The organism is Porphyromonas sp. KLE 1280 (genome assembly GCF_000700805.1).
In the GTDB taxonomy this organism is placed as follows: domain Bacteria; phylum Bacteroidota; class Bacteroidia; order Bacteroidales; family Porphyromonadaceae; genus Porphyromonas; species Porphyromonas pasteri.
Genome location: NZ_KL362962.1, coordinates 614,932 through 635,846, shown reverse-complemented (window position 1 = coordinate 635,846; position 20,915 = coordinate 614,932). Strand labels below are relative to the sequence as shown.

General features: G+C 55.6%; 16 protein-coding genes. 9 read left to right on the top strand and 7 right to left on the bottom strand.

All coding sequences use genetic code 11. The features are described from left to right. Positions 1–82 precede the first annotated feature (82 nt). Positions 83–1,237, top strand: coding sequence for a DNA-processing protein DprA (dprA, locus tag HMPREF1121_RS02470; RefSeq protein WP_044114495.1), 1,155 nt, complete (start codon positions 83–85; stop codon positions 1,235–1,237). 71 nt (positions 1,238–1,308) lie between these two features. Here dprA and HMPREF1121_RS02465 read toward each other — a convergent pair whose 3' ends face one another. The 3 genes from HMPREF1121_RS02465 to HMPREF1121_RS02455 form a co-directional block, all read right to left on the bottom strand. Beyond that, positions 1,309–2,076, bottom strand: a complete 768-nt coding sequence (locus HMPREF1121_RS02465; RefSeq protein ID WP_044114494.1) for a DUF5020 family protein — start codon at positions 2,074–2,076, stop codon at positions 1,309–1,311. A 670-nt stretch (positions 2,077–2,746) separates the two neighbouring features. After that, positions 2,747–3,772, bottom strand: a complete 1,026-nt coding sequence (gene queG / locus HMPREF1121_RS02460) for a tRNA epoxyqueuosine(34) reductase QueG (RefSeq protein ID WP_044114493.1) — start codon at positions 3,770–3,772, stop codon at positions 2,747–2,749. Positions 3,773–3,815: 43 nt separating this feature from the next. Further along, a complete protein-coding gene (locus HMPREF1121_RS02455) occupies positions 3,816–4,772 on the bottom strand; it encodes an HU domain-containing protein (RefSeq protein WP_044114492.1) in 957 nt (318 codons plus the stop codon). Between the two features lie 114 nt (positions 4,773–4,886). Here HMPREF1121_RS02455 and pgk point away from each other — a divergent pair, with 114 nt between their 5' ends. After that, positions 4,887–6,143: a phosphoglycerate kinase gene (pgk, locus tag HMPREF1121_RS02450; RefSeq protein WP_044114491.1), complete on the top strand. Its 1,257-nt coding sequence runs from the start codon at positions 4,887–4,889 to the stop codon at positions 6,141–6,143. 339 nt (positions 6,144–6,482) lie between these two features. Here pgk and HMPREF1121_RS02445 read toward each other — a convergent pair whose 3' ends face one another. From HMPREF1121_RS02445 to HMPREF1121_RS02430, 4 genes are read right to left on the bottom strand one after another with little or no spacing between them, the layout of a single operon-like run. After that, positions 6,483–7,334, bottom strand: coding sequence for a DNA-processing protein DprA (locus HMPREF1121_RS02445; protein WP_052353556.1), 852 nt, complete (start codon positions 7,332–7,334; stop codon positions 6,483–6,485). A 7-nt stretch (positions 7,335–7,341) separates the two neighbouring features. Continuing rightward, positions 7,342–7,920: a 16S rRNA (guanine(966)-N(2))-methyltransferase RsmD gene (rsmD, locus tag HMPREF1121_RS02440; RefSeq protein ID WP_044114490.1), complete on the bottom strand. Its 579-nt coding sequence runs from the start codon at positions 7,918–7,920 to the stop codon at positions 7,342–7,344. A gap of 6 nt (positions 7,921–7,926) precedes the next feature. Continuing rightward, positions 7,927–8,808, bottom strand: a complete 882-nt coding sequence (locus tag HMPREF1121_RS02435) for a DUF3822 family protein (RefSeq protein ID WP_044114489.1) — start codon at positions 8,806–8,808, stop codon at positions 7,927–7,929. After that, positions 8,808–9,446 (bottom strand): hypothetical protein, encoded by a 639-nt coding sequence (locus HMPREF1121_RS02430; RefSeq protein ID WP_044114488.1) that lies wholly within the window; start codon positions 9,444–9,446, stop codon positions 8,808–8,810. The genes HMPREF1121_RS02435 and HMPREF1121_RS02430 overlap by 1 nt, the downstream gene beginning before the upstream one ends. 116 nt (positions 9,447–9,562) lie before the next feature. Here HMPREF1121_RS02430 and HMPREF1121_RS02425 point away from each other — a divergent pair, with 116 nt between their 5' ends. From HMPREF1121_RS02425 to HMPREF1121_RS02395, 7 genes are all read left to right on the top strand, one after another. Further along, positions 9,563–11,002: an ATP-dependent DNA helicase gene (locus tag HMPREF1121_RS02425; RefSeq protein WP_044114487.1), complete on the top strand. Its 1,440-nt coding sequence runs from the start codon at positions 9,563–9,565 to the stop codon at positions 11,000–11,002. Between the two features lie 856 nt (positions 11,003–11,858). After that, entirely contained in the window at positions 11,859–13,163 is a 1,305-nt protein-coding gene (locus tag HMPREF1121_RS02420; protein WP_044114486.1) for an MFS transporter, read from the top strand. A 35-nt stretch (positions 13,164–13,198) separates the two neighbouring features. Then, positions 13,199–14,197 (top strand): glycoside hydrolase family 130 protein, encoded by a 999-nt coding sequence (locus tag HMPREF1121_RS02415; protein WP_009433021.1) that lies wholly within the window; start codon positions 13,199–13,201, stop codon positions 14,195–14,197. A gap of 295 nt (positions 14,198–14,492) precedes the next feature. Further along, the gene (locus HMPREF1121_RS08715; protein ID WP_232223722.1) at positions 14,493–15,713 is read left to right on the top strand and encodes a pseudouridine synthase; all 1,221 of its coding nucleotides are present in this window, start codon (positions 14,493–14,495) and stop codon (positions 15,711–15,713) included. A 50-nt stretch (positions 15,714–15,763) separates the two neighbouring features. Continuing rightward, positions 15,764–17,161 (top strand): asparagine--tRNA ligase, encoded by a 1,398-nt coding sequence (gene asnS, locus HMPREF1121_RS02405; protein ID WP_044114485.1) that lies wholly within the window; start codon positions 15,764–15,766, stop codon positions 17,159–17,161. Between the two features lie 170 nt (positions 17,162–17,331). After that, positions 17,332–17,853, top strand: a complete 522-nt coding sequence (locus HMPREF1121_RS02400; protein ID WP_044114484.1) for an NAD(P)H-dependent oxidoreductase — start codon at positions 17,332–17,334, stop codon at positions 17,851–17,853. A gap of 326 nt (positions 17,854–18,179) precedes the next feature. Beyond that, on the top strand, positions 18,180–20,912 hold the full coding sequence (locus HMPREF1121_RS02395) for a dipeptidyl-peptidase 3 family protein (protein ID WP_044114483.1): 2,733 nt from the start codon (positions 18,180–18,182) through the stop codon (positions 20,910–20,912). The last annotated feature ends 3 nt before the right edge of the window (positions 20,913–20,915 follow it).

Sequence of the window (20,915 nt, the reverse complement as noted above, 5' to 3'; positions counted from 1 at the left end):
TTTCGACTGAGCCCTCGCCTCTCTCCTTCCGCTGGAGAAGGGTGGGGGCTCAGCCTTTTTCCTACCTCTTACCTTATCATCCATGCCATCCACCCTTACTCCGACCGAGCGGACCTATACCATTGCACTCTCCCTCACTAAGTACGTCGGCCCTCGCTCTGCTATTGAGCTCATCGAAGCCCTTGGTTCTGCTACGGCTCTCTTCACTGATGCGGAGCTTCGTGCTCGTATCCTTCCCCGCCTGCCTCAGCGTATAGCGCAGCAGCTGGCTTCGCCCACCTTGGTTGAAGAAGCCCTGCGTATTGAGGAGCGCTGCCAGAAGGAAGGTATTCGCCCCATCTTCTTTCTTAGCGAGGACTATCCAGCGCCTCTTCGTGAGATTGCCGTTCCACCCATGGTGTTGTATGTGCGCGGGGAGTATGTAGCTTGGGCGGAGCGTAAGCATGTGAGTGTCGTCGGTACGCGAAGTATCTCCGACTATGGCCGTGTACTTACCCAGCAGGTGGTGAGAGAGCTGTCGGCTACTTGCCCTGCATCTACGATTGTCAGTGGGCTGGCCTACGGAGTCGATATACAGGCTCATGAGGCTGCGCTAAATCTGAGTCTTCCAACGGTGGCTGTGCTCGCCCATGGGTTGGATACGCTCTATCCCAGCGCGCACTGGCGGATCGCCGAGCAGATCTTGCGGGATGGAGGTGCTTGGGTAAGCGAATATCCGCCAGGGGTAAAGCCCTATCGTCAGGCTTTCGTTGCGCGTAACCGTATCATCGCCGGGCTAAGTGCCGCAACTATCGTCATCGAGGCGGGCGAACATAGTGGGTCGCTCTCGACGGCAAACTATGCTCTCGAATCGGGGCGTGAAGTCTTCGCCTGTCCTGGTCGCTTGACCGATCCTGAGAGTATTGGATGTCATAAGCTCATCGAGGAGCAGCGTGCCCATCTCTATCTTGGAGCGTCCTCGATGATGAAGGAGCTGGGGTGGGGGGCTTTGGATGAAGGAGCAGAAGCACATCCCTTCTCTACCCCTCTTGTAGAAAAGCCAGCTCTCCCTTCTCCCGCGAGGGAGTATCCACCTCATCCTTTGCTCGCTATCTTGATAGAGCAGGGTGTGCTTTCTGTCGATGAGCTATCCCGCCTATCGGGTATGGACTTGATGACCGTCCGAAGTGAGCTCTTTGATCTCGAGCTGGATGGTTGGGTACAAGCCCGAGCGGGAGGTTGCTACAGCTTGTGCTGAAGGCGATGAAATAAGAAGAAGCCCTTAGGACTGATCAGTCCTAAGGGCTTCGCTTATTGATACGTTCGGGGCTATTTACCGAAGCTCCATTTGAGGGCGAGTGTCGGTGCTACGAGCCACTGAGGGGCATCGACATTCTTCGATATGCGCACTTCACTACCTATGCTGAGGTTGAAGTCTGGTGCGACACCTGGGATCTTGTTGAGGTTGCACCACACCTGTGGCTGCGACATAAACTTGAAGTCCGTGCCCCAACCGATGCGGGGATCCTTCTGATGCCACCAGCTGAAGAAGCCCGTGGCGGTGATGAGGCCATTGCCAGGAGCGAACTTCCATACTCCGCAGAGCTCATAGTTGTGTGGCTGGGCAATCCCACGTATATACTTGTAGAGTGGGGTGAGGCTGAGCATCGTGCGACGCTCGGGGCTGAGGTAGGTGTAGGTCACCCCCGTCATGAAGGCATCATTGAGCGAGATCGCACGTGAGCCCACAGGTTCGGGAGCATTGGTATTGATGAAGCGCAGGCCGCCGTCATAGCGCACGTGCCAAGAGAGTGGACCCTGCCAAAAGCGTAGGTTGCGCATGAACTTCCAGTTGGCACTCACTGCTCCCTGCTGGAGGAAGGACATATCGACGAAGTAGAACGTATCGCCGAAGCGGTCAAGGCTCTGCTGCTCTACGGTCATCGTCATGCGCGGACGGTCAGCCTGTACCTTGGGGTAGAGGTAGCGACCCAGGTCATAGTGCAGCTGGATATTCTGCCCCATGACGGGTACAGAGAGGAGGGAAAGACTCGTGAGGACGAGAGCCCGAAGGCCGAGGCGAAGGCTTTGTTTCATCTACGGATTAAGTGTGTTAAGCTAAGGATGGTGGTCATCTCGTGCATTCGTCTGCAAAGGTACAAGAACTGAATGGATTAGAAGAAGGTGGGTGATAATTCATCCAGGGATATATCCCCTTATAAGAAAAGTTTTAGGCATCCTTTCATTGATGATGGCCGTGAATCTATATTGGTCACTGGCTCAACCAATATGAGACTGTTGCCTCAGAGTCCTTCCCCCTACTAATAATTGTGCTAAGGCATCTAATTGTGCTAAGGCATCGTGTGCTCAGCTCCCTGATAATGCCTCTCCGAAGTGATACACAAGCCCTTCGCTTTATCGGGAGTATTCCTCTGATTTCGCAGAGGAAAAAGTGTCATTCCCGTGAAGAAAAAAGCGCCTTCCCGTAGTGGTATTCTTCTATCTATGCATGTAGTCTTAAAGACCAGGCACGTAAATCCAAATATCCACGCACGTAGATATTAGAGCTACGTACGTAGTCCAAACTTATTTGCTACTCGTCCACAACTTTTATCCCTACGCGGAGCAACGACCTAATAGTAGGTTGACTCGCTGACCAATATAGGTCGCTTTATTGATCAGTATAGTCTTATTCTTATACTTATACTACTCTGGGTAGCCCTTCTTTCGTTGGTTAGAGAGCTGATCCTATCTGGTCGAGTGTGGCTTAGCCCTCGGAGGTAGTGTCGTCTGTGGTAGGGCGAATGAAGCGACGGACTGCGCTTGAAGTAGATGCGGTGTCTATGGGCAAGGTGAAGTTGTCTCGCAGATCACGCATCGTTCGTTGTAGGCCCGCAAGACCTGCTCGCTTGACAGCTGTGCCAGCAAAGAGAGCTAAGTACTCTTCTTCGCTCATGGCTTCGAGTTCCTCGGAGGAGAGGGAGAGCAGGGCTTCGCGTGGAGTGTAGTCGGCGATGGTCGTGGGTCGAGCATAGCGATTCCATGGGCAGCACTGCTGGCAGGCATCACATCCGTAGACCCGACGCCCCATGCGTTCGCGGAGCTCGGGGGGGATCTCACCCTTCTGCTCGATGGTGAGGTAGCTGATGCACCGGCGTGCATCGATACGCCCAGGTTCGAGGAAAGCTTCTGTCGGGCAAGACGTTTGGCAGCGCTCACAGCGCCCGCAGAGATTGCGCATCGGGCTGTCCGCCGGTAGCTCTATGTCAATGAGGAGCTCACCCAAGACGAAGTAGCTTCCTGCACGTGGGATGATGAGTAGACTATTCTTCCCGCGCCAGCCAAGCCCAGCTTGCTCGGCCCAATAGCGCTCCATGATCGGTGCGGAATCGGAGAAGGCGCGCCCCGTGACGGGGAGCTGTAGCTCGGAGCGCATGAAGGCTAAGAGCTGATCAAGCCTTTTCTTGACGACCTTATGGTAGTCTCGCCCGTAGGCATAGTAGGCGAACTGTGGGGCTTCGGGGGCTTGCTTCGTCTCAGGGTAATAGTTCATCGCTACCATGATGAGTGTCTTCGTCCCAGGGAGAAGCACACGTGGGTCACTTCTTAGCTCGCGATTGCGAGCTAAGTAATCCATGTCGCCATGGTAGCCCGTCTCGATCCATGAGTCGTATTCCTGCAGAATAGCTTCGGGGACAGCGCCAGCTTGGGCGATGCCACATGCAGAGAAGCCGAGGCGAAGGGCCTCGGCTTTAATCTGTGTGACGATGTCGTGTGGGGAGGTGGACTCCACTTGTATAGGGAGACGCTGCTGTTTTCTTGGGAGCAGCTAAGTCCTAGTTGTTGTGGAAGACCCACGCTGAGCGGTGGGCAGGATGCTCCTTCACCAGCTCATTGAGGTAAGCATAGGCCTCTGCGGAGGTGTCGAAGGAGGTAAGAGCAAGACGAATCGTGCGGCCACGGGGGGAGCGAAGTGCTGTGAGCGAGGCGTCGGGGAGGGTAGTGCGAGCCTGCTCTACGTAGGTCTGGATGCGCTCCTCGGTGCGCTCGGTAGCGATGATGATATAGTAGCGGCCGTCCTGCTCGGTAGACCAGCGGAGGTTGCCCTGTTCACCCGTTGCAGAAGCTTCAGAAGAAGCGTCTGAGACCTTCTTCTCTTCACCGAAGAGCTGGCGTGCTACTTCGACCGAAGGGGTGAAGCCAGCTTGATAGTGCTGCTCCGTCTCGACCTTGTTCCCCCAGGGGAGGAGTGCCAGGATGGCGATGACGACAGCAGCTGCATAGCCCAGTGCACGCTTAGGGAGGCGTAGGGAGATATAGCGGCTGTCCTGCTCGCCCGAGAGAGCTTGTCTGCCGCTGGTCGCCTGAGGCAGTGCAGGAAGAGACAGGGGCGCATAGCCGTAAGCGCTGGCACTTGTAGCGAGGGCGGCGCTATCGGGTGTGAAGCTGAGGTGTCCTTCGCGGGAGAGCTGAAGCTCCCCGATGCCTGAGAGATGATACGTACCCTGCTGGATAAGCTGGTGACGCAGCTGACTTACCTCCTCCTCGAGTACGAGGCGAGCACGACGAAGCGATAGCCCCAGGAGAAGGGCATAGCGCTCCTCGAGAAGCCCATCGCTGTGGGTCATCTCGGAGTTGAAGTGGAGCTCGGCAGAGGGAGGGTAGGCCAGATGCTTACTGCGGTCATAGCTGGCGGGGAGCTTCTCTCTGATGAATCCACCCAACTGGGGTACGACGACGTACTCGTGGCGTAGTAGGAGATAGGATATCTGCTCGGCGAGGCGACTATTCATACTCTTAGTGCATTATAATATAGCGTCACAAAGATAACGATAATAGCCGTAAGTGCTCATAATTACGTACATTTGTGGGCAATTCAAGTAATGTATTATTAGCTCAATTACTCTATGACGATTGATCAGTTCAACTTCGCTGGTAAGAAGGCTTTCGTCCGTGTGGACTTCAACGTGCCCCTCGACGCAGACTTCAACATCACCGACGACACGCGTATCCGCGCTGCTCTCCCTACCCTCAAGAAGATCCTCGCTGACGGTGGCTCGGTCATCATCGGCTCTCACCTTGGCCGTCCTAAGAAGGTCGAGGATAAGTTCTCCCTCCGCCACATCCTCGCTCACGTATCTGAGTGCCTTGGCGTCGATGTCAAGTTCGCTCCCGACTGCGTAGGCGAAGAAGCTCGTGAGCTCGCTGCTAACCTCAAGCCCGGCGAAGCTATCCTTCTCGAGAACCTCCGCTTCTACGCTGAAGAAGAAGGCAAGCCCCGCGGCCTGGCCGAAGATGCTTCTGACGAAGAGAAGGCTGCTGCTAAGAAGGCGATCAAGGAAAGCCAGAAGGAATTCACCAAGAAGCTCGCTGCTCTTGCTGATGTCTATGTCAACGACGCCTTCGGTACGGCTCACCGTGCTCACGCTTCTACGGCGCTCATCGCTGCTTACTTCGATGCTGATCACAAGCTCTTCGGTTACCTCATGGGTAAGGAAGTAGATGCTGTGAACAAGGTCATGCAGGATATCCAGCGTCCCTTCACCGCTATCATGGGTGGCTCTAAGGTCTCTTCTAAGATCGACATCATCGAGAACCTCCTCGGCAAGGTAGACAACCTCATCCTCACGGGTGCTATGACCTACACCTTCGCTAAGGCTGCTGGTGGCAACATCGGTGCTTCACTCTGCGAAGATGATAAGCTGGATCTGGCTCGCGAGATCGTCGCTAAGGCTAAGGCTAACGGTGTGAACCTCGTCCTCTCTACGGACTCGAAGATCGCTGATGCCTTCAGCAACGATGCTAAGACGGCCTTCGCTCAGAACGACAATATCCCCGCTGGATGGATCGGTATGGACATCGGCCCCGACAGCATCAAGGCTTATCGCGAAGTCATCCTTGGCTCGAAGACCATCCTTTGGAACGGTCCTACGGGTGTCTTCGAAATGGACAACTTCGCTGATGGCTCACGTGCTGTAGCTGCTGCTATCGCTGAAGCTACGGCTAACGGTGCCTTCTCGCTCGTCGGTGGTGGTGACAGTGTCGCTTGCGTAAACAAGTTCGGTTACGCTGACAAGGTCTCCTACGTTTCCACGGGTGGTGGTGCTCTCCTCGAAGCTATCGAGGGCAAGAAGCTCCCCGGTATCGCGGCTATCGAAGGCTAAGCGAAGACGTAGCTTCGGCTACCTCTTTTCATAAGATGCTCCCCGCATTCGGCTGTCTCAGCTGGATGCGGGGAGCGCTCGTTTTACCTGTCCAAGCTCTCTGATTATGCCTATCGGAGCGAGGGCAAAGGGGCTTCATTGTGGATCAGAAAGGAAGGAGACGGATGCGCGTATATACGGCGATTTCCTTGGGTATATGCGGAGGGAAATTTCCGTATATGCAGAAATATTTTTTCGCATATATAGAAATTTATTTTCGCATATACAGAAATTTATTTTCGTATATACGGAAATTTCTCTGCGCATATACGGAAGTTTCCCTCCGTATAAAGGGCGCTCTTACCAGGGCTTAGCGCGCCCTGATTGGAGGAGCTGCCGATTCCCCTCCAGCGAGGGTAGGCGGTCGGTGTGGGGAGGGAGCGCGAAGATCGGACGGTGATACCTTTCGGAGAAGCGCACGGTGTGCATTGTACCGCTTTGGACACCGCATTCGATGACGAGAAGCTCGGCGCTGAGGGCGGCTTGCAGTCGGTCACGAGCGACGAGGCGGTACGTATCGACGGGCGTAGCCAGCGGATATTCGGAGAGCACAAGTCCACCCGAGGCGATGATCCTATCTTGGAGTGCTTGATGTGCCTCGGGGTGTGTGCGGTCAAGGCCCGTGGCGATGACGGCGATGGTCCGCCCTGTTGCCTCGAGTGCCCCGTGATGGGCTGCGGCGTCGCACCCATAGGCCAGCCCGCTTAGGATGATTCGCCCCTTCTCCGCCTCTTCGTAGGCGATGCGGTGGGCAGCGGCGAGCCCTTCGGGACTTGGCTGGCGTGTACCGACGATGCCGAGGATGGAGGCGGGGCTTTGAAGTAAAGAAAGATCACCCTCGGCATAGAGCAGCACGGGGCGTGCTCCGCCCAAGGCGTGAAGTGCCGTCGGGTAGTCGCTGGCGAAGTAGGGGAGTAGCGTGATGCCCGCTTGACGACAGCGAGCGAGCTCCTCCTCGGCCTGAGGAAGGGCTCGCTCGATCATCTCGCGATAGCAATCGATGTCTTTAGGTAGATCTAAGGGAAGTTCGGTAGGCTTAGCTTCATCCGAGAGGAAGAGGCGAAGGAGCTTGCGTGGCGGAAGGCCCGCTGCACGTAGCGCCAAGAGCTCCAAGAGCTGGGCTTCGCTGGAGGCTCCTCCCTCGTTGAGCATAGCTGGGCTATTCTTCGGCTTCGCCTTCCTCCTCGTCTTCGGCGAGGGTGAAGATGGAGAAGTTGACCGAGCCATATTCGCGGTGCTCTGCGAAGTGGGGGAGCTCGGAGAAGTCATACGTGCCAGGATGCTCCACGACGACGACACCGTCGCTCTTGAGGAGTCCCGAGCTAAGGATCATCTGCGGCAGCGTGGCGATCTCCTTCAGCTTGTAAGGCGGGTCGGCGAAGATGAAGTCGAACTGCGGCCTTCCGCCCTTCGAGGCCTGGAGATAGCGAAAGACATCGGACTGCAAGACCTGCAGGCGCCCTTCCTCCTTTAGCTCGCGAGCGATGGAGCGAATGAAGAGTGCGTGCTCTCGTCGCTGCTCAAGCGCGATCACACGGCTACAGCCTCGGGAGATGAGCTCTGCCGATATGCTGCCCGTCCCGCTGAAGAGGTCAAGAGCCGTGGCGTCCTCAAAGTCGATGTAGTACTGAAGGACGTTGAAGAGGTTCTCCTTGGCGAAGTCTGTCGTGGGGCGAGCATTGAAGCTCTTGGGTACGTCGAAGCGGCGGCGCTTGTACTTACCTCCGATGATGCGCATGGTCTCTTAAGCTTGTGGGGATGTGGCTACCTCGCTCCCAGCGTGAGGGAGGCTGCGGTAGCCTTGGATGGTGATCTGTGAGATGTAGGGACGAAGCAGTTCGCCCGCCTCGCGGGCTGCTCCTTGGAGCTGTGCGAGTGCAGGGGCTTTCTCCTCCTCACTGAAGGCGATCGCGAGGCGGTCAGTATTCCCCTCGAGAGCGAAGTGACGCCAAAAGGCAAAGGTATAGAAGACGACTTCACCTGCTACGATCTCCTGACTGTGCCCCGAGATGATGGGAGCGCTATTATATGCCTCTACTTCTCCGCCTGCGATGATGAAGAGGTCCATTGCATTGGGGCGAAGGAGGAGAAGGAGCTCACGTCCTTGGGCCGCTCTGCTCTTAGACCGCTCTTCCTCTACTATGGGAGCGAAGTGTGGCTCGGGCTTGACAAGCAGGAGCGTGCGGCGAAGGAACTGATAGGCTTCGCGCTGCCAGCTGAGGACGAAGGTCTTCGCATCGTCAGGGAGCGTATAGCGGAGAGCGCTCAAGACCTCTCCCTGACGCGACCCTACAGAGTCCTCGGAGTGGGGGAGCCAAAGCTCATCCCTTCCCTTTTGGAGAAGAGACGTAGGTACAAGTACGGCCTGCTCAGGCTCGTAGAAGAACCTGATGCAGCGGTAGGGATAGCTGAGGAACTCATACGTGAAGTACAGCTCCTGCAGTACCTCGTAGACGGAGCGTGCCGAAGCCGAAGCTTCGAGTCTCCCGCTATGGATGCAGCGGGGAGCATCGGCACCCTCCGTCCCCTCGGAGGTGATACAAAAAGCAAGTCCACCCGAAGTAGTTCGGATGGACAAGCTGTAGTGAGCAGCCTCAGCTGCTGTGATCTGTGGGATCGGAGTCATTACTCCCAGTTACCGTTCGTCTTAGCTTCGGTCAGAGAGCCGACACGAAGACCGGGGAAGGCGTTCGTCTTAGCCTTTGCAGCTTCGACCTTCTCACGTACGCGACGTTCGTTCTTCAGAGGGTTCAGGTAGCTTTCATAAGAAGCCGATGCCTGGAAGACGGGCATCTGGATCTTAGCTTCACCAACTTCCTGCTCGATAGAGCTGGCTACGACCTGGATAGAAGAGTCGGGGTTGTTGGGGATGATGAAGAGCTTAGCCAGATCCGTGCCGTCATTGAGCAGGGTATCCTTAGCTGCGACCCAGACGGTGTCACGACGGATGAGCCCGCGACGAGCTGCATCTTCTTCGGTGAGGCCCTGGTCACGCATGGCGCTGGTGTAGTCGCCCTCTGCACGGATGTAGAATACACGACCATTCTGTACGAAGTCGATCAGCTCTTCCTTGTTGGCGTACTTGTCGTAGACGCTCTTGTAGGCTTCTTCAAGGCTTGCGATCTTCTTGAGCTGCTTCTGGAGCTCTACCTCAATCTTAGCCTGCTTCTTGTCGAAGTTTACTGGTGCCAGCACGCTCTGGATCGTGATGTAGGCAAGTGCCACTACGGTCAAGGCTACTAATGCGAGGATAACTTTCTTCATTGTTGGATCTATGTAGTAGTTTGAGTTAGACGAGTCTCATTGCGCGGAGCTACTAAGGCCGTTCCTATGCCTATAATTCGTAACTTCACACGGACAAAGATAGAAATTATTATTACATGCCGTATACAGCGTTCCTTAGTGCCCTCAGCTCTCTTCCGCTGGATGGCTATACCAGTGACCAGCGGGAAGCACTGGGTACCCTCTACGAATATATAGAAGAGTCCTCGCCCTATGCACTCTTCCTCCTCACGGGCTATGCCGGTACGGGGAAGACGTTCCTTCTGCGTACGATAGCTGATCTGGCTCAGCGAGCGGGTTTGCGTGTGGAGCTCATGGCTTCGACAGGCCGAGCTGCAAAGGTCTTGTCCGCCTCTACGGGTCGCCCTGCCTCGACGATTCACCGCACGATCTATCGTGCCTCTACCCAGATGCAAGAGGAGGGAGGTAGCTTCCAGCTGGGGCGAGTAAGCGGGGCGACTCCGACCCTCTTCATCGTCGATGAGGCATCGATGATCTCAGGGGATACGGGTGAGATGACGCCCTTTGGCTCGGGCAATCTTCTTGATGACCTCCTGTCCTATGTCTGGTCTGCGGATGAGGCTAAGCTCATCTTTGTCGGTGATACGGCTCAGCTTCCACCTGTGGGTACTCCTCTCAGCGATGCGCTCAATGCTGAGGTCCTTACCTCTCGCTATGGGCTCCATGTCTACGGGATGGAGCTGCGTGAAGTCGTGCGTCAGAAGCGTGGGGGGATCCTACATAATGCCACCCAACTCCGTGAGCTTCTGGACGAATATGCAGATGAAGACCCTGAGGAGATCCTGCCGATTCATCTGGAGACAGAGGGATGGCGAGGAATCTTCCCCGTCGAAGGCGGTACGTTCATTGAGACGCTGGATGAGGCTTACCGCAAGTATGGGGAGGAAGAATGCTTGGTGATCTGCCCATCAAATAAGCTCGCCTTGGAGTGCAACCATGCTATCCGTAGCTCCGTCCTCTTCTATGAGGAAGAGCCTGTGGTGCGAGGTGAACGGCTTATCGTCGCTCGCAACAACTACCACTACACCAAGCGCCCCGACCGATCTGACTTCATTGCCAACGGGGAGATCATCGAGGTGCAGCGTATCGGTCGCCACTACTACGAGTATGGCCTGCACTTCGCCGATGCTACCATTTACCTCCCTGATCGAGATGACTCGCTGGAGGTGCGCCTCCTGCTTACTTCGCTCGAAGATCCCACTCCTCAGCGCACTCAGGCTGAGCGTCAGCGACTCTTCGAGCTGATCGCGGCAGACTATGCTGATATTCCTTCGGTCACAGATCGTCGCAAGGCTATACGTCGTGATCCCTTCTGGGGGGCACTGGAGGTGAAGTATGGCTATGCCGTCACGGCGCATAAGGCACAAGGGGGGCAGTGGGCTTGCGTCTTTGTTGACCTAAGCTTCGTCGGCTACCTCCCCGAAGATCGCAATTTAGTTCGCTGGATCTATACGGCGATCACACGCGCTACGAAGCGGGTTTACCTTTTGGAATATCCCGCAGGTCTCGTAGACTAAATTCCCATTCTTCTCTTCTCTCATTCTTAATACCAAGATGGAGCTTGCCTGAGTATGGTACGCTTTCGGGAGCTGTGTAAGGCTGAAAAATGAGCCCGTAGAGCCTGTCGCTGCGAGTACAGTCCTCTATTTCGGGTGCTAAGGCATCGAACGCCCAGCTCACATCGATATGCCTCTCCGAAGAGATACATAAGCCCTTCACCTTATCGCGCGCATTCCTCGTTATCCAGCGGAGGAAAACGTGTCCTTCTCGGGAAGAGAAAAGTGCCTTCACGTAGTGGTCTTCCTCTGTCCACACACGTAGTCTTAAAGACCAGGCACGTAAGTCCAAATATCCACGTACGTAGATATTAGAGCCACGTACGTAGGCCAAACTTTTCTACCACTCGTCCACAACTTTTATCCCTACGCGGAGCAACGACCTAATAGAGGTCACGTCACAAAGCTATATAGCTTCGCACCGAAAGCTATATAGGAATCCAAGCAAAGCTATATAGGAATCAGTCCAAAGCTATATAGCTCTACTCCACGCACCCATATACCTATTGGGACCATTGTGCAAGCCCGCCTCTTCATTACTCGTACCTTCTTCCCTCGGAAATCGAGTCTTTAGACTGAGAAGTCCGAAGGAGGAGAGTGCAAGCTGTGAAGAGATGGCCTTGTGCTTCGCTCGTGGGTAAACTACTTTCATCGCAACGGAAAAAGGTACGACTGCCTGCACATCAGATAGGGTTATCTAATGCATCTCTTTGGCTTGCCTTCAAAGCCTGCAGAGATCCACTGGGTGTAGGCGCTTTTTTGCTATCTTTGGGCACTTCGAAATTGGAACAATAGCACGCTTACACATCATTATTATATGGAAGAACAAACCCTTACTGCAGAGGTGTCCCGCGCGAAGCGACGTAACCCCATTGCTTGGGTACCCAGCGTCTACTTCGGTATGGGGCTACCATACGTTGCTCTCTCGCTTGTCTCCGTCCTCATGTTCACTGACCTCGGTATTGACAAGGAGGCTGTGACTTTCTGGACCTCGCTCTTAGTCCTACCTTGGTCACTGAAGCCCCTCTTCTCCCTCGTCATGGAGCTCTTCGGGACGAAGCGCCAGTATATCTATATCACCGAAGCGATCTCAGCCCTGATGTTCGGCTTGGTTTGCTTCTCGCTACCCCTGCCGAGCTTCTTCTCTATCTCTATCGCCTTGATGGGGGTGCTGGCTATCAGTGGCTCCATGCACGATATCGCTGGGGACGGGGTGTATATGCAAGAGTTGAGCCCAGCAGAGCAGGGACAGTTCGCTGGTTGGCAGGGAGCCTTCTATAACCTCGCTAAGATCTTGACTAATGGCGGGCTTGTCTATCTGGCTGGCTACCTCTCTAAGAGTATGGGGCTGGAGAAGGCTTGGATGGTCATCATGGGGATCTGTGCTGTGCTGATGCTTGCCCTCGCGCTATATCATATGCGTAGCCTTCCCCGCGAAGCTACCCGCGTACGCCGCTCAGCAGACGAGAGCTGGAAGGAGCTGGTGCAGGTCTTTATCTCATTCTTTGAGAAGAAGCATATCTATCTTTATCTGGTCTTCATCTTCCTCTATCGCTTGGGCGAAGGGCTTGCGATGAAGATCGCTCCGATCTTCCTCAAGGATGAGATCGCTAAGGGCGGGATCGCGCTCTCCAATGAGAACTATGGTCTGATCTATGGCACGGCAGGTACGATTGCCTTCATCCTCGGCTCGATCCTCTCGGGCTACTATATCTCGCACTTTGGTCTGAAGAAGACGCTCTTCTCGCTGGTCTGTATCTTCAATATCCCCTTCGCTGTCTACCTGCTCTTGGCTATCTTCCAGCCCTCCAACCTCTGGTGGATCGGTACGGGTATCGTCTTCGAATACTTCAGCTACGGCTTCGGGTTCGTCGGGATCACGCTCTTCATGATGCAGCAGATCGCTCCAGGGAAGTACCAGATGGCCCACTATGCTTTTGCTAATAGCTTGATGAACCTCAGTGTCATGGTGCCTGGGATGCTCAGCGGTAAGCTTGCGACGGCCTTCGGCTACCAGACCTTCTTCATCATCGTCCTCTTAGTCACGCTGCCAGCTATCATCATGGCGATCCGCCTGCCCTTCGCTCACGCAGTAGAGGCTAAGAAGTCCGACTCAAAATAGATTCTCAACTACTCCAATATTATATAGTACGTACAATGAGTGAACTTAAGATCGTAGGGCAAGCCCTACCCAACATGCCTTGGGAAGATCGTCCCGAAGGCTGTAAGGATGTCGTCTGGCGCTACAGTGCCAACCCCATCATCCCACGCGACCTGCTGCCTACCTCCAATAGCATCTTCAATAGTGCTGTTGTTCGCTTCGGCGAAGGCTATGCAGGGGTATTCCGCTGCGACGATACGAACCGCCGTATGCGTCTGCACGTCGGCTTCAGCGATGACGCGATCAACTGGAATATCAATCCCGAGCCTCTGACCTTCGAATGCGAAGACAAGGAGATCGGTGAGTGGGTCTATGGCTACGACCCTCGCGTCGTCTTCATCGAGGACCGCTACTATGTCACTTGGTGTAATGGTTACCACGGTCCTACGATCGGTGTCGCCTATACCTTCGACTTCAAGACCTTCCATCAGTTGGAGAATGCCTTCCTGCCCTTCAACCGTAATGGTGTCCTCTTCCCCCGTAAGCTGAATGGCAACTTCGCTATGCTTAGCCGCCCCAGCGACAATGGTCACACGCCTTTCGGGGATATATTCTACAGCGAATCTCCCGACCTCGAGTACTGGGGCCGTCACCGCCACGTCATGTCTCCTGCTCCCTTCGAGGATAGCGCATGGCAGTGCACGAAGATCGGTGCAGGTCCTATCCCCATCGAGACGAGCGAAGGCTGGCTCTTGATCTACCACGGCGTATTGGCCTCGTGCAATGGCTTCGTCTATGCCTTTGGCTCTGCGCTGCTTGATCTCGATGAGCCTTGGAAGGTGAAGTTCCGCTCTGGCCCTTACCTCATCTCTCCTCGTGAGCAGTATGAGTGCATGGGTGATGTCCCCAACGTGACGTTCCCCTGTGCCGCTCTACACGATGCTGAGACGGGTCGTATCGCCATCTACTACGGCTGTGCAGATACGGTCACGGGTCTTGCCTTCGGCTATATCGACGAGATCGTCGAGTTCACGAAGAAGCACTCGATCATCTAAGCTCTCCGAGCATAGACTCATCCAATAAGATGAGGCGCATAGGTACATCACTCCTATGCGCCTCTTCGCCTTTATTTATAGCGCTCTCACGGGCTCTATATATCATATAATCTTATTATCTTTGCCACAGATATTTGGAGCCCACAGACCCTATGACGGCCCTGCACCAAGAGGGTGAGTGGCTGATGGGCTTATCTGGACGACAGACCAGTGGAGAGCCGAGAGGCTGTCCTCAACACCCTCAGACAAGTATAAGTATACAAAACAAGACCCCACATGGCAGACGAAAAGGAGCTTGCTCCTCGACCAAACCACAGTAGCTCCGAGGAGACTACCCAGCGCCCAGCTACCCGCGCGACGCGTACCTGCGGCCTCTACCGATGGACAGCACATCTCATCCACCCCTAACTCAGGGACCCCCACACGACGCAGACGCGTCTTCATCGTCTCCGAAGAGGAGCAGCAGATGCACACTGGACGTCCTGCTGCTCGCCCCTCGCGTGCAGAGCACTCCAACTACGACGGCTCTTACTCCTCCTCGGTAGAGCGCTCTCGCTACGAAGAGCGCTATCAGGCTGAGCGTGCCGATGGCCGCTATAGCTACAACTACAACCGCTCCGAGCGCCCCCATCGCTCTGCAGCCCCAGGTCACCCCGGTGAGGGTCAGCCTCATAAGGGGAAGTATGCAGGCAAGGGCCCCAAGAAGGGCGGTCCATCTGCAGCACCTAAGGCAAAGAAGAAAAAGAAGCAGCCACAGCTCCCCGTACCCGTAAAGTACGAGGAGATCGTTGATCCATCACAGGATCTGCGTCTCAATAAGTTCCTCGCTAACGCTGGGGTCTGCTCACGCCGTGAGGCGGATGCCCTCATCGCCGCAGGTGAGATCACGGTAAATGGCGTCGTTGTCACAGAGCTGGGCTCACGTGTTACCCGTCTCGACGAAGTCATGTATAAGGGCATGCGTGTCTCGACCCAGAGTAAGGTCTATATCCTCCTCAATAAGCCTAAGAACTGTGTCACCACGAGCGACGACCCCGAATGCCGTCGTACGGTGATGGATCTCGTCAAGGGCGCTTGCGAAGAGCGTATCTATCCTGTCGGTCGTCTTGACCGCAATACTACGGGCGTCATCCTCATCACGAATGACGGTGATCTCTCCAGTAAGCTCACGCACCCCTCCTTCATGAAGAAGAAGATCTATCACGCATGGCTGGATAAGCCCGTCTCTGTGGAGGATATGCAGCGCATCGCTGAGGGTATCGAGCTTGAGGATGGTGAGATCCATGCTGACGCACTCAGCTACGTCAGCGAAGAGGACTTGAGCCAGGTAGGTATTGAGATCCATTCGGGTCGTAACCGTATCGTCCGTCGTATCTTCGAGCACCTGGGCTACCACGTCGTCAAGCTGGACCGCGTCTACTTCGCTGGCCTGACAAAGAAGAACCTGCCCCGAGGTCGCTGGCGCTACCTCACCGAGCAGGAGGTCAACAACCTGCGTATGGGCTCCTTCGAGTAATAGCTACTTGTTGACATCTCACCTCGCACACACCACTCAATCATACATCTATGAAACGTACCAGAATCATCGAGCTTCTTCAGGGCTCACTCGTTGGACAGCAAGTGAACGTCAAGGGCTGGGTCCGCACCCGCCGTGGCAATAAGGCTATTAGCTTCATCGCACTGAATGACGGCTCGACGATCCATAATATCCAGATCGTCGTCGACCTCACACGCTTCGACGCTGATCTTCTCGCTAAGATCACCACGGGGGCAAGCCTCAGCGTGGTCGGCGAACTTGTCGCCTCTCAAGGTCAGGGGCAGAGCGTAGAAATACAAGCAAACGAACTCGAAGTCCTCGGGACGGCAGATCCTGCTACCTATCCCCTGCAGAAGAAGGGGCACTCGCTGGAGTTCCTCCGTGAGATCGCTCACCTGCGTCCTCGTACGAATACCTTTGGGGCGATCTATCGCATGCGTCACCACATGTCGATCGCTATCCATACGTTCTTCCACGAGCGTGGCTTCTTCTATGTGCACACGCCGCTGATCACGGCGAGTGATGCCGAAGGTGCTGGGCAGATGTTCCAGGTCACGACACTCGACTTGGACAACCTCCCACGTACCGAAGACGGTCAGATCGACTATAAGGAAGACTTCTTCGCTCGTCACACGTCGCTCACTGTATCGGGGCAGCTCGAGGGTGAGATGGCTGCGCTGGCACTTGGTGGTATCTACACCTTCGGGCCAACGTTCCGTGCGGAGAACTCCAATACGCCTCGTCACCTCGCAGAGTTCTGGATGATCGAGCCCGAAGTAGCTTTCCTCGAGATCCAGGAGAATATGGATCTGGCAGAGGAGTTCATCAAGTACTGCGTGCAGTGGGCGCTTGATCATTGTATGGATGACCTGACGTTCCTCGCTGAGCACTTCGACAAGGAGCTCATTGATCGTCTGCGCTTCGTACTGGATAAGCCCTTCAAGCGTATGACCTATACTGAGGGGATCGAGATCCTCGAGGCAGCGGTCAAGGCTGGTCGTAAGTTCGAGTTCCCCGTCTATTGGGGGGCCGACCTGGCGAGCGAACATGAGCGCTATCTCGTAGAAGAGCACTTCCAGTGCCCCGTCATCGTCACCGACTATCCTAAGGAAATCAAGAGCTTCTACATGAAACTCAACGACGACGGCAAGACCGTCCGCGGTATGGACGTCCTCTTCCCCAAGATCGGGGAGATCATCGGTGGCTCCGAGCGTGAAGCTGACTACGACAAGCTCGTACAGCGTGCACAGGAGGTAGGTGTTCCCGAGAAGGACCTCTGGTGGTACCTTGACTCGCGTCGCTACGGTACGGCTCCTCACTCGGGCTTCGGCCTGGGCTTTGAGCGCCTGCTGCTCTTCGTCACGGGCATGGCTAACATCCGCGACGTCATTCCCTTCCCTCGTACGCCACGCAACGCTGAGTTCTAATCGCGACGGAGTACCTGCTCCTTCGCGTCACATACAGAATCAAGTCGGGCCGATTCCCTTGGGAGTCGGCCTGACTGCTATTTGGTCGGGTGCCGTGCTATGAACTAAAGTCCGTCCCTACGTATTATCTCTATGCGCTGCCGTCATAGCGCATCCAAATATTTACCCCAATGAAAGTCCTCGTTATCTATTCGCACTCTTATCACGATACCAGCCACGCTGGGAAGGTTATCCTTGACGTCTTCAAGGTACAGCCTGACTTCGAGGTTCGTAATCTCGAAGAGATCTACCCCAACTGTGCTCCGATCGACATCGCCCTTGAGCAGCAGCGCCTGGCTGAGGCGGACGTCATCATCTTCCACCATCCCATCTTCTGGTTCAATATGCCGGCAGGCCTCAAGCACTATATGGATGAAGTCTTCCAGTATGGTTTCGCTTATGGTAGCACGGGCGACAAGCTCCGTGGGAAGAAGTTCATTCACTCCTATACGACCGGCTCTGGCGCAGCGACCTTCGCAGGGGAGTTGGGCGAAGTCCTGCCTGCGGCGCTCAAGGCTTCGGCTGGCTTCTGCGGTATGGACTATCAGGGTGCCTTCCCTCTTTATGGGCAGCTGGCTCTGACGAATCCGAACGTGCCTGCCGAGGCGAAGGCGCACGCTGAGCGTGTCGTGGAATTCGTTCGCTCGCTCTAAGGTCTCAGCCTTCCTTCCCTTCGAGGAAAGCCTCCAGCCGCTCCCTCACTGACGAAGCCCCTCAGTGGGGGAGCGGCGCTTTGTGTAAGGCCACTTGCGGAGTGAGTAAAGTCTGGGCGCTTTGCGAGGAATATACCTCGCTGTCGTGAGGAATATACCTCGCCGTCGTAAGGTATATACCTTTCGTCTAAAAGCTCCTTATGAGGGAAGGGGAGCGAAGCCTTTTTCCCCTGCCTACGTGGGGAAATTCGGGAAATGGCCTCTTATTCGGTATCTTTGCTTAGGCAAGCCCCAGACGTGGGGACACCTTTATCCGCTTAGAATTGATGCAAACAGATACTTATACGAGTGCCCATGGGGCCTCTGTGACTCGCTTTGCCGACGTGGAGATCCTCCGCTATGAGATCCCAGGCTTCGAAGCCTTGCCACTGGAGCGCAAGCTTTTTGTTTACCATTTAAGTGAAGCTGCCCTTGCTGGCCGCGATATTACCTTCGACCAAAATGGGCGCTATGGCCTGCGCTTGCGTACGCTCTTCGAGGGCATCTACCTCGGCTACGAAGGCGATCGTACGAGCGTGGACTTCCGTGGCGTGGAGGAATATCTCTTCCGCCTGTGGTTCTCCTCGGGCATCCATCACCACTATGGCTCGGAGAAGTTCGAGCCGCATTTCTCCGAATCCTATCTCCGAAGCTGCATCGAAGAGCTACAGCGAAGCAAAGGACAGCTCCTCCGCTTCCGTGGGAGAGAGCTTGACGAGCTCCTCGCAGTGGTCTTCGACCCCGAGCGTGAGCCACGCCGCACGGTACAGAGTGGCGAAGGCGACCTGGTGCAAGCTTCTTCGGCGAACTTCTATGCTCCCGACGTCACGCAAGCCGAGGCCGAAGCCTTCTACCGTGCAGCTTATGACTACCTCACCGAAGAGGAGCGCCAAGAGCCTCCTTCTCTCGGACTGAATAGCCGCTTAGCAAAGACCGAAGACGGCCAGCTCTACGAAGAGGTCTATAAGCAGGACGGACTCTACGGCGAGGCCTTGAGCCAGATCATCGCCCACCTCAAGGCCGCTGTGGCTTATGCTGAGAGCGAAGCCCAGCGCAAGACCATTCTTTCGCTCATCGAATACTACAAGAAGGGTGAGCTGGAGGAGTACAACCGCTATTCTATCCATTGGGTCGGCGATACGGAGCCTGTCGTGGACTTCATCAATGGCTTCACCGAAGTCTATACTGACCCCCTCGGGATGAAGGGGATGTGGGAATCGCTCGTGCATATCCGTGACGAGAAGGCGAGCGAGCGCACGGCGAAGATCTGCAGTGAAGCAGCGTGGTTCGAAGCGCATGCTCCCATCGATGCCCGCTTCAAGAAGGAGAATCCCCGTGGTGTATCCGCTACGGTCGTCTCGGTAGCTATGCTTGCCGGCGACTCTTATCCCGCTACGCCCATCGGTATCAACCTGCCTAACGCTGACTGGATACGTGCGACCTACGGCTCGAAGTCCGTCACCATCGACAATATCCACGAAGCCTATCGCTTAGCAGCTCGTCACAGTGGGATGGATGCTGCCTTCGTCCCCGATCCTGCTACCCGTGCCCTTCTTGAGAAGTATGAAGGGGTGACGGAGCATCTACATACCGACCTGCACGAATGCTTGGGCCACGGCTCGGGTAAGCTCCTGGACGGCGTCTCGCCCGATGCTCTCGGCGCTTACCATTCGACGCTGGAGGAGGCACGTGCCGACCTCTTCGCCCTATACTATATGGCAGATGAGCGTCTCGTAGAGTTGGGACTCCTTCCCGATACAGAGGCGTACAAGGCTTGCTACTATCGCTACCTGCTCAATGGGCTTATCACGCAGCTTGTACGTATTCGTCCAGCGCACGTCCTCGAGGAAGCCCACATGCGCAATCGTGCTCTCATCGCTCGCTACGTACTGGAGCGTGCCACAGCTTCGGGCGCTGCTGAGCTTCGCGGCCTTGAGCTCGTCATCCACGACTATGCCGCTCTTCGCCCCATCGTCGCCGAACTCTTGGCCGAGGTACAGCGTATCAAGAGTGAGGGAGATCAGCCTGCGGGTCGCGCCTTAGTAGAGCGCTACGCTATCGATGTAGATCCCGAGCTTCACGCTGAGGTGCTGCGTCGCTATGCTACGCTTAATATCGCACCCTACAAGGGCTTTGTCAATCCCCGCCTTGAGCTGGTCTACGATGCCGAAGGTGGTATCACCGATGTTCGTACGACCTATACCGAAGGCTACGCCGAGCAGATGCTTCGCTACAGCCGTGAGTATGCTACGCTCCCCGAAGACCCAACGACAGCCGAGCAGGTTCGTCACCCCGAGCCCTCCGATGCTACACTGGAGGCCGCTAAGGTCCTGCGCGGAAGTCTACGCCATGCTATGGATGGGCAGGTCGCTTCGTCCATGCGCTCGAAGGGGCTTTACTACGGCATCAACTTTGGTCTTACGCTGGACTATATCCTTCGCTTGGCGGAGAAGCAGCCGAAGTCTGCCGATCTGGCTCGCTATATCCTCAGCCGAGATGTGCGTGAGCTGAAGATCATCGGGCAGCTTATCTATCCCGAGGAGGCCGTGACGTACGAAGTGGCTACGCAGCTAGCTCTCTCGTCTTTCTCTAACCCTGAGCTGCGTGACTATCTGGCAAAGCACTTCTTTGACCGCATACCCGAGGCTCCCTATTGGGCGCTTGACTGGATCTTCACAGAGCATTCACAGCGCTGGGAAGATTTACTCCCCGTGGCCTTTACGATCTTAGCACGCTGGCTCTCGCAGGGCTTCCACATCGAGCATGAAGCGCACCGCAAGCGCTTGCTCTCGGAAGTCTTAGAGATCCTCTCCGATAGCGAAGTACCTTTCCCCACGCCTCTTCAGCGCACGGCTCTGCTTATGCTCAAGCGCTGGGGACGCTCGGATGAGGCGCTACGTAGCGAAGTCCTTGCCTCGCCGCTCCTCAAGGCTTGGGCCGAGGGAGAAGCTCCCGTGCAGCGCGAGTTCGCTGACGACCTGACGTTTGAGTTCGAAGAATTTATCACTAACCCCTCATAACGC

Excerpts from the sequence above, each read along its gene's own strand:
- HMPREF1121_RS02420 (WP_044114486.1), top strand. The coding sequence starts at position 11,859 with ATGGAAGAACAAACCCTTACTGCAGAGGTGTCCCGCGCGAAGCGACGT.
- pgk (WP_044114491.1), top strand. The coding sequence starts at position 4,887 with ATGACGATTGATCAGTTCAACTTCGCTGGTAAGAAGGCTTTCGTCCGT.
- HMPREF1121_RS02400 (WP_044114484.1), top strand. The coding sequence starts at position 17,332 with ATGAAAGTCCTCGTTATCTATTCGCACTCTTATCACGATACCAGCCAC.
- rsmD (WP_044114490.1), bottom strand. The coding sequence starts at position 7,920 with ATGCGCATCATCGGAGGTAAGTACAAGCGCCGCCGCTTCGACGTACCC.
- asnS (WP_044114485.1), top strand. The coding sequence starts at position 15,764 with ATGAAACGTACCAGAATCATCGAGCTTCTTCAGGGCTCACTCGTTGGA.
- dprA (WP_044114495.1), top strand. The coding sequence starts at position 83 with ATGCCATCCACCCTTACTCCGACCGAGCGGACCTATACCATTGCACTC.
- HMPREF1121_RS02430 (WP_044114488.1), bottom strand. The coding sequence starts at position 9,446 with ATGAAGAAAGTTATCCTCGCATTAGTAGCCTTGACCGTAGTGGCACTT.
- HMPREF1121_RS02395 (WP_044114483.1), top strand. The coding sequence starts at position 18,180 with ATGCAAACAGATACTTATACGAGTGCCCATGGGGCCTCTGTGACTCGC.
- HMPREF1121_RS02455 (WP_044114492.1), bottom strand. The coding sequence starts at position 4,772 with ATGAATAGTCGCCTCGCCGAGCAGATATCCTATCTCCTACTACGCCAC.
- HMPREF1121_RS02415 (WP_009433021.1), top strand. The coding sequence starts at position 13,199 with ATGAGTGAACTTAAGATCGTAGGGCAAGCCCTACCCAACATGCCTTGG.
- HMPREF1121_RS02435 (WP_044114489.1), bottom strand. The coding sequence starts at position 8,808 with ATGACTCCGATCCCACAGATCACAGCAGCTGAGGCTGCTCACTACAGC.
- HMPREF1121_RS02465 (WP_044114494.1), bottom strand. The coding sequence starts at position 2,076 with ATGAAACAAAGCCTTCGCCTCGGCCTTCGGGCTCTCGTCCTCACGAGT.
- HMPREF1121_RS02445 (WP_052353556.1), bottom strand. The coding sequence starts at position 7,334 with ATGCTCAACGAGGGAGGAGCCTCCAGCGAAGCCCAGCTCTTGGAGCTC.
- HMPREF1121_RS02425 (WP_044114487.1), top strand. The coding sequence starts at position 9,563 with ATGCCGTATACAGCGTTCCTTAGTGCCCTCAGCTCTCTTCCGCTGGAT.